Annotated in this window: 6 protein-coding genes and 1 pseudogene; 4 read left to right on the top strand and 3 right to left on the bottom strand. The window is 54.1% G+C overall.

Features of this window, described 5'->3' with window-relative positions:
* The first annotated feature begins 170 nt into the window (after positions 1-170).
* From tmk to metG, 4 genes are read left to right on the top strand one after another with little or no spacing between them, the layout of a single operon-like run.
* Positions 171-800 carry a dTMP kinase gene (gene tmk / locus HWQ67_RS10580; protein ID WP_218252660.1) on the top strand — a complete coding sequence of 210 codons (630 nt, stop codon included), beginning with the start codon at positions 171-173 and terminating at the stop codon, positions 798-800.
* Positions 791-1,786, top strand: coding sequence for a DNA polymerase III subunit delta' (holB, locus tag HWQ67_RS10585; protein WP_218252661.1), 996 nt, complete (start codon positions 791-793; stop codon positions 1,784-1,786). The genes tmk and holB overlap by 10 nt, the downstream gene beginning before the upstream one ends.
* A gap of 38 nt (positions 1,787-1,824) precedes the next feature.
* Positions 1,825-2,904: a PSP1 domain-containing protein gene (locus tag HWQ67_RS10590; protein WP_218252662.1), complete on the top strand. Its 1,080-nt coding sequence runs from the start codon at positions 1,825-1,827 to the stop codon at positions 2,902-2,904.
* 18 nt (positions 2,905-2,922) lie between these two features.
* Complete coding sequence (gene metG / locus HWQ67_RS10595; RefSeq protein ID WP_218252663.1) at positions 2,923-4,851, top strand: methionine--tRNA ligase; 1,929 nt, start codon at positions 2,923-2,925, stop codon at positions 4,849-4,851.
* A gap of 53 nt (positions 4,852-4,904) precedes the next feature.
* Here the strand turns inward: metG and ruvB are convergent, their stop codons facing one another.
* The 3 genes and pseudogenes from ruvB to HWQ67_RS10610 all read right to left on the bottom strand — a co-directional run.
* Entirely contained in the window at positions 4,905-5,882 is a 978-nt protein-coding gene (gene ruvB, locus HWQ67_RS10600) for a Holliday junction branch migration DNA helicase RuvB (RefSeq protein ID WP_218252664.1), read from the bottom strand.
* A gap of 29 nt (positions 5,883-5,911) precedes the next feature.
* The gene (ruvA, locus tag HWQ67_RS10605; RefSeq protein WP_255317225.1) at positions 5,912-6,496 is read right to left on the bottom strand and encodes a Holliday junction branch migration protein RuvA; all 585 of its coding nucleotides are present in this window, start codon (positions 6,494-6,496) and stop codon (positions 5,912-5,914) included.
* 65 nt (positions 6,497-6,561) lie between these two features.
* Positions 6,562-6,793: pseudogene (locus HWQ67_RS10610) on the bottom strand (hypothetical protein); the annotation flags it as partial.

Below are 6,793 nucleotides of genomic sequence, written 5' to 3' on the forward strand. Positions count from 1 at the left end.
GGGGGGGCACCCCTGCCACAAACCGCCCCTTTTTTTCTTGTATTGCACACAATCGAAACGCGCTATAAAATAACATACTTGAATCCTTACAAGTAAATGAGTTATGATTTGTAAACAGGGCAGTGATGTTCACAGATATTTTTACATTGCGGACAGGTGAGTAATTGACCATGCTTGTATCCTTTGAGGGCATAGATGGCTGTGGTAAGTCTACGCAGGTACATGCGGTATCGCTGATGTTGACGCAGAGCGGATATGAGTGCGTGACCACATTTGAGCCTGGTGCGACGCGGACCGGGGCACGCATCAGGCAGCTGCTCCTCGATGTAGTGAACCCTCCTGGCCTTGACAACATGGCCCCGTTGACGGAACTACTCCTGTTTAACGCCCAGAGGGTTCAGCACATCGAAGAGGTCATAAGACCCGCACTGCACAGGAAAAAAATAGTCCTGGTTGACAGATTCACGGATTCAACCATCGCCTATCAGGGTTTTGGCAGGGGGATTGACCTGTTGCTGATAGAGACCCTACGGCGGCTTACAACCAATATAGCGCCGGAGATAACCTTCCTGCTGGATATCGATGCCGCAGAAGGACTCAGAAGAACCGCCGCTCTTAACAAGACCGACAGGATGGAGTCAGAGGCGCTTGAGTTTTACGAAAGGGTCAGGGGCGGATTCCTCGAAATTGCCGCTATGCAACCTCAGCGGGTTGTGACACTGCAAGGGACGGTCCCTCCCCAGGAACTCACGGAGATTATCACGGCGATGATCATAGAGAGGCTTGCGCTATGTCCCTAGGCGCCATACTTGGGCACGAGCGTGCGATAAGGGTCTTACGCGGGATGGTGAGGCTGGACAGGATAGCCTCGGCATACCTCTTCAGCGGTCCGGCCCAGACGGGCAAGAGGCTCACTGCGGTGTCCTTTGCCAAGGCCATACACTGCATGGACGACACACCGGGCCGCGATGACGCCTGCAACCGATGCCTCTCCTGTCACAAGGTGGATGCCCTGACGCACCCCGATATGAGGGTCATAGCAGCCGAAGAGGGCATGATCAAGATCGAAAAGATCAGGGAACTCGAAGACTTCCTGTCCCTGACGCCAATAGAGTGGCGGTCGAAGGTACTGATCGTGGACGACGCCGACAAGCTCAATCCGGCGGCGGCCAACGCCTTCCTAAAGACCCTTGAGGAACCCCCCGCAGGCAGCGTCATCATCCTGCTCAGTGCCTTTGAGGAGAGTCTGCTTGATACGATCCGTTCCCGGTGTGTGCTCATCAACTTTACGCCGCTATCGTTGAAGGCGGCCAGGGCGGTGGTCAGCTCAATGGGGAGGGATATTGCAGAGGCACACCTGAGACTGTCAATGGGCAGCATTGGCCCTATGCTCTCCGATGAGGTTATCGGCAGGCGCAACAGGGACATGGCCACATTCAAGGCTCTGCTCACCGGTGAGAAGGTTACACAGTGGAAGGAAAAAGAGGAGATGACACAATGGTTTGAGTCAGCCCTCGTCTTTATCAGGGACATGATGACCCTGAAGGTTGAACCCGATAGCGCCGTGCTGATAAACAGCGACAAGAGGCAGGAGCTGAGGGACTTGGGCAAGAACGTTGCGTCAGGGACCCTCGTGGAACTCTACGAAAGGATTTTGGGACTTATGAACTATTTTATCTTCAATATAAACAAGTCCATTGTGATCAATTACGTGCAGGCGATGCTGGAAAACGTATTAGCAAAACGCCCCCCGGATGCCGGTACGGGCAGGGGGACAGGGGGATGATGCACTTTATGTTGTCGGAAAGAGAAAAAGGTTAGAATATGCCGGATATTGTTGGAATAAGATTTAAAAAGTGCGGAAAGATTTACCATTTTGAGGTAACCAATACCGATGCGTTGCAGATCAAGAAGGGCAACACCGTCATCGTGGAATCGAGCTTTGGACTGACCATCGGCAATGTCGTCACGGACGTCAGCAGCGTTGAGAGCTACGACAAGGAGCTGAAGCGGGTGATGCGCTTAACGACGGAGGAGGACTTCCGGATAAAGCTGGAAAACGACGAGCTTGAGCAAGAGGCCAAGGCGTTTTGTCAGGAGCGGGTGGTGTCCAGGGTGTTGGCCATGAAGCTGGTCAACACGGAAGTGACGTTGGACAGGAAGCGGATAGTGTTTTACTTTACGGCCGAGGGCAGGATTGATTTCCGGGAGCTTGTCAAGGACCTGGCCTCGCGCTTTAAGACACGCATAGAGATGCGCCAGATCGGGGTCAGGGATGAGACAAAGTACATCGGAGGGCTGGGGATATGCGGGCGGGAGGTCTGTTGCAGGACGTTTCTGTCGAGTTTTGCGCCGATCTCCATCCGGATGGCCAAGAGGCAGGACCTCGTGCTCAACCCCGGCAAGTTATCCGGGCTGTGTGGCCGATTGATGTGTTGCCTGGGCTTTGAGGTGGATGATGGCAGCTTACCGGCGGAGGTGGTTGAGCTTACAGAGGACTCGCCAATCCTGGAGGAGCTTGATGCCGAGGATGAGTACCTGCCCTTTGAGCGTCTGGCCGAGTCCATAGAGGCTCGGCAGCGGCAACTGACATCTGCAGAGGGCGCCAGGGAAGGAATATGTGGCCCCTGTGACACGTGCAAGGGCGAGGCGGAGACATCAAAGCCGGACGGTGAACAAAAACGCAGACCCCCTCGCAGGAGGCGTCACAAAAAGCCATCCGCCGCCACGGCAGAGGGCATACAACAAGCCGGAAAGAACCCCGAAGGTGGAGGTGCAACGATAACCGCACCTGCATCCCCTGCATCGGAGCGCATCGATGTACCTAAAGGAGAGGGGCAACAGCAACAGCCAAAAAAGAAGTGGCGACCAAAAAGACACAAGCCAAAAAAGAAGACTGAATAACCGGAGACTTACACGAAGATGAAAGAAAAGCTATACGTAACAACCCCCATATACTACGTCAACGACGTCCCCCACATAGGCCATGCCTACACCACGGTGGCGGCGGACATACTGGCGCGGTTTAACCGCCTGATGGGCAGGGAGGTGTTTTTCCTCACCGGCACCGACGAGCACGGACAGAAGGTGGAGAAGGCCTCATATCTGGTTGGCCGTACACCCAAAGAACATGCGGATGTCCTCTGTGAGAACTTCAAAAACCTCTGGGTCGGGTTAAACGTCACAAACGACGCATTTATCAGAACAACAGACCCGCAGCACATCCGTGTTGTCCAGGACATGCTCCAAAAGCTCTACGACAAGGGTGAAATCGAAAAGCGTCAGTACAGCGGTTTTTACTGCACATACGATGAGCGTTTCTGGACGGACAAGGAGGTCCCCGATGGCAATTGTCCCGACTGCGGCAGGGCTATCGACAGGATCGAGGAGGAGAACTACTTCTTTCTGATGTCGGGGTATCACGACAGGCTGGTGAGGTACATCGAGGACACGCCCGACTTTATACAGCCACAGAGCAGGCGCAACGAGGTCCTGGGATTTCTCAAAAGCGCCCCCCTGGGTGACCTGTGCATCTCGCGTCCAAAGAAGAGGCTCTCCTGTGGTGTGCCGATGCCATTTGACGATGACTTTGTGACCTACGTGTGGTTTGACGCCCTGATGAACTACTACTCGGCAACGCTCTACCTTGCCCCCCAAACGTCGGGGCAGTGGTGGCCGGCAACCTGGCACCTCATCGGCAAGGACATCCTGACCACGCATTCGGTCTTCTGGTCAACCATGCTCATGGCCCTTGATATGCCGCTGCCAGGGCACATCTTTGCCCACGGCTGGTGGACACAACAGGGCAAGAAGATGTCCAAGTCCCTGGGCAACGTCGTAGACCCCTTTGACATCATTGCCCGCTACGGAGCGGATGCCTTCCGGTATTTTCTCGTCAGGGAGGTGACGTTTGGCCTGGATGGCGATTTTTCGGAGGCCGCTCTCATCGGACGCATAAACAGCGACCTGGCAAACGATTTGGGTAATCTCGTCAACAGGACTTTCTCCATGCTACAGCGGTATTTTAAGGGCGTTATCCCACAGCCAAAGATACCAGACGAAGGGCTTGAAAACCTGATGGTAGGCACCCTTGTTATCATAGAAGATTCCCTAAAGGAGCTTGCGTATCAAAAGGCGCTCAATGCAATCTGGGAGCTTACAGCCTTTTTAAACAAGCACATAGACACCGAAAAACCCTGGGTGCTGGCAAAGGGAGGCAATACGGACAGGCTGGGCACTGTGATATATCACTGCCTTGAGGGGTTGAGGTTTATCGGCATGTATCTGTATCCGTTTATGCCTCAGACGTGCGGGAAGCTCTATGGGGCGTTGACGCAGAAGGACATCAGAGACGTAAACCTCTCTGCAACGGAACACGCCGGATGGGGCAGGCTTGGTCACGGCAGAACAGTGCTCGAACTGCCGCAGTTGTTTCCGAGGATAGAGAAGCCCGCAGAGGTAGCACAAGCGACAGAGGCGGTGTTAGCGGCAGCAGAGATCAAATCCGCTGAGAATGTTGTTGCCGTCGGTGAACTTATCGGCATCGAGGACTTTGCGAAGGTGAAGCTCAAGGTTGGCAGGGTGGTATCCGCCGAAAAGGTGAAGGGTTCATCGAAGCTGCTGCGCCTCCAGGTAGACACGGGGGAGATGCGTCAGGTGGTGGCAGGCATCGGTAAACACTACAGTCCAGAGACTATTGTTGGCAGGAGCGTTGCGGTGGTGTGCAACCTCAAACCTGCCAAGTTGATGGGGATCGAGTCCCAGGGAATGCTACTGGCAGCCTCGGACGATACAGCAATGGCGCTACTGACGCCCGACAAGGAGATAGCACCAGGAGCTACAATCAAATAGCAAGGGAAAGAATAGGGGGTGTCTTCTTAATCTCCATCAAAACGCTCTATAATTCAGAACAGCCTGTGCGGGAGGTCTACACCCATGTGCTGGTATGCAAGCCTTGTGGCAAGTCTGCCGCGCGGGGTTCTTTCGATCAATCCCTCCTGTATGAGAAACGGCTCATAGACGTCCTCGATGGTGTCCTTTTCCTCGCTGACCGATGCGGCAAGGGTATCCAGGCCAACGGGGCCGCCGTTGTACTTTTCGATGATGGTCTGCAGGAGTTTTCTGTCCATTTCATCCAGGCCCATTTTGTCTATGTTCAGGGCCAGCAGCGAGCTATCGGTTATGGCAATGTCAATGATGCCGTTGTTTTTGACCTGTGCGAAGTCCCTGACCCTGCGTAACAGCCTGTTTGCGATTCTGGGGGTTGCACGAGCCCGTTTTGCGATCTCCAGTGCGGCGTCGTCGTTTATCCGGACGTTGAGTATTTTGGCCGAACGCTTCACGATAATTACAAGTTCATCGGCGCTGTAGTACTGCAACCTGTTGATAACACCAAAGCGGTCCCTCAGCGGTGAGGTCAGCAGTCCGGTGCGAGTGGTTGCCCCCGCCAGGGTGAACCGCGGGAGGTTGAGCTTGAGTGTCCTGGCATTTGGCCCCTGGCCGATGAGGATGTCGAGCTTGAAGTCCTCCATGGCAGGATATAGTACTTCCTCGACGACACGTGGCATCCTGTGGATTTCGTCTATGAACAGTATGTCGTGTTCTGAGAGGTTTGTCAGTATGGCAGCCAGGTCGCCCTGTCTCTCCAGGACGGGGCCGGAGGTGGACTTTATGTTGACCTTGAGTTCGGTGGCTATGATGTTTGCAAGGGTGGTTTTTCCAAGTCCGGGGGGGCCGCAGAACAATATGTGGTCAAGCGGTTCGCCACGTCCCCTGGCTGCCTCAATAAAGACGCTGAGGTTGTCCTTGAGTCTGTCCTGGCCGATGAAATCGTCAAAGGTCTTTGGTCTGAGCGTGACCTCCGTTGTGATATCCTCCTTCATGGCGGCGGGTTGACAGATATCGTCTTTTTTCAATTGTCGGAGGTTCCCGTTGCACCCTCTGAGAGATATTTCAGCGCCTCCCTGATGAGGGTTTCAATGTCTTTTATGCCTCGTTTGTTGAGAACATCGAGGGTGGTAACGATGTCTGCCTTTTTGTATCCAAGCGTCAACAGTGCAGAGAGGGCGTCTTCGTACTGTGTGTCCTTTGCAGGTACGATCGATGGCAACTTTCCCTTGAGTTCAAGGATAAGCCTCTGGGCCGTTTTTTTGCCGATACCGGGAATGCGTGACAACATCGCCACGTCCTCCCCCTCGATGGCCGCCGCAAACCGCTCCACAGACAACCCCGACAACGTGGCCAAGGCTATCCTCGGCCCTATGCCCGAAACGCTGATAAGCCTGCTAAAGAGCAACCTCTCCTCATCTCGCATAAATCCATACAACTGCAGTGCGTCCTCCCTGACGTGCGTATGGATGTAGAGAAACACCTCATTGCCCTCCCCGGGAAGCTCATTGTTGATGGCAACATGCACCTCGTACCCCACACCGTTTGTCTCTATCAGGACCTCCGTTGCCCTCTTGCGCATCAGCCTGCCCCTGAGCGAACCTATCATAGCGAGCCTGTCATAGCGAGCCTGTCATCTTGTCGCGTTAATTATGTCAACAGGTCTGAGAAGGTTCAGTTTATCAGCCGGACAAGTTCGTCAATGCTGGAGACTTCACGTATGTAGCCTTTTATCTTTTTTAAGTTGTCCAGGTTATCGAGCTTGTCGATCTTCTCCATTAAGACCAAGCCTGTACTGCCAAACTTGATCTCAAGGGCAAGCTCTATACCTTCGAGCAATCCCTTCTCCAACCCTTGCGACAGACCCTGCGACAGTCCTTGCGACAGTCCTTGCGACAGTCCTTGC

This window comes from Candidatus Magnetobacterium casense (assembly GCF_019173545.1).
In the GTDB taxonomy this organism is placed as follows: domain Bacteria; phylum Nitrospirota; class Thermodesulfovibrionia; order Thermodesulfovibrionales; family Magnetobacteriaceae; genus Magnetobacterium; species Magnetobacterium cryptolimnobacter.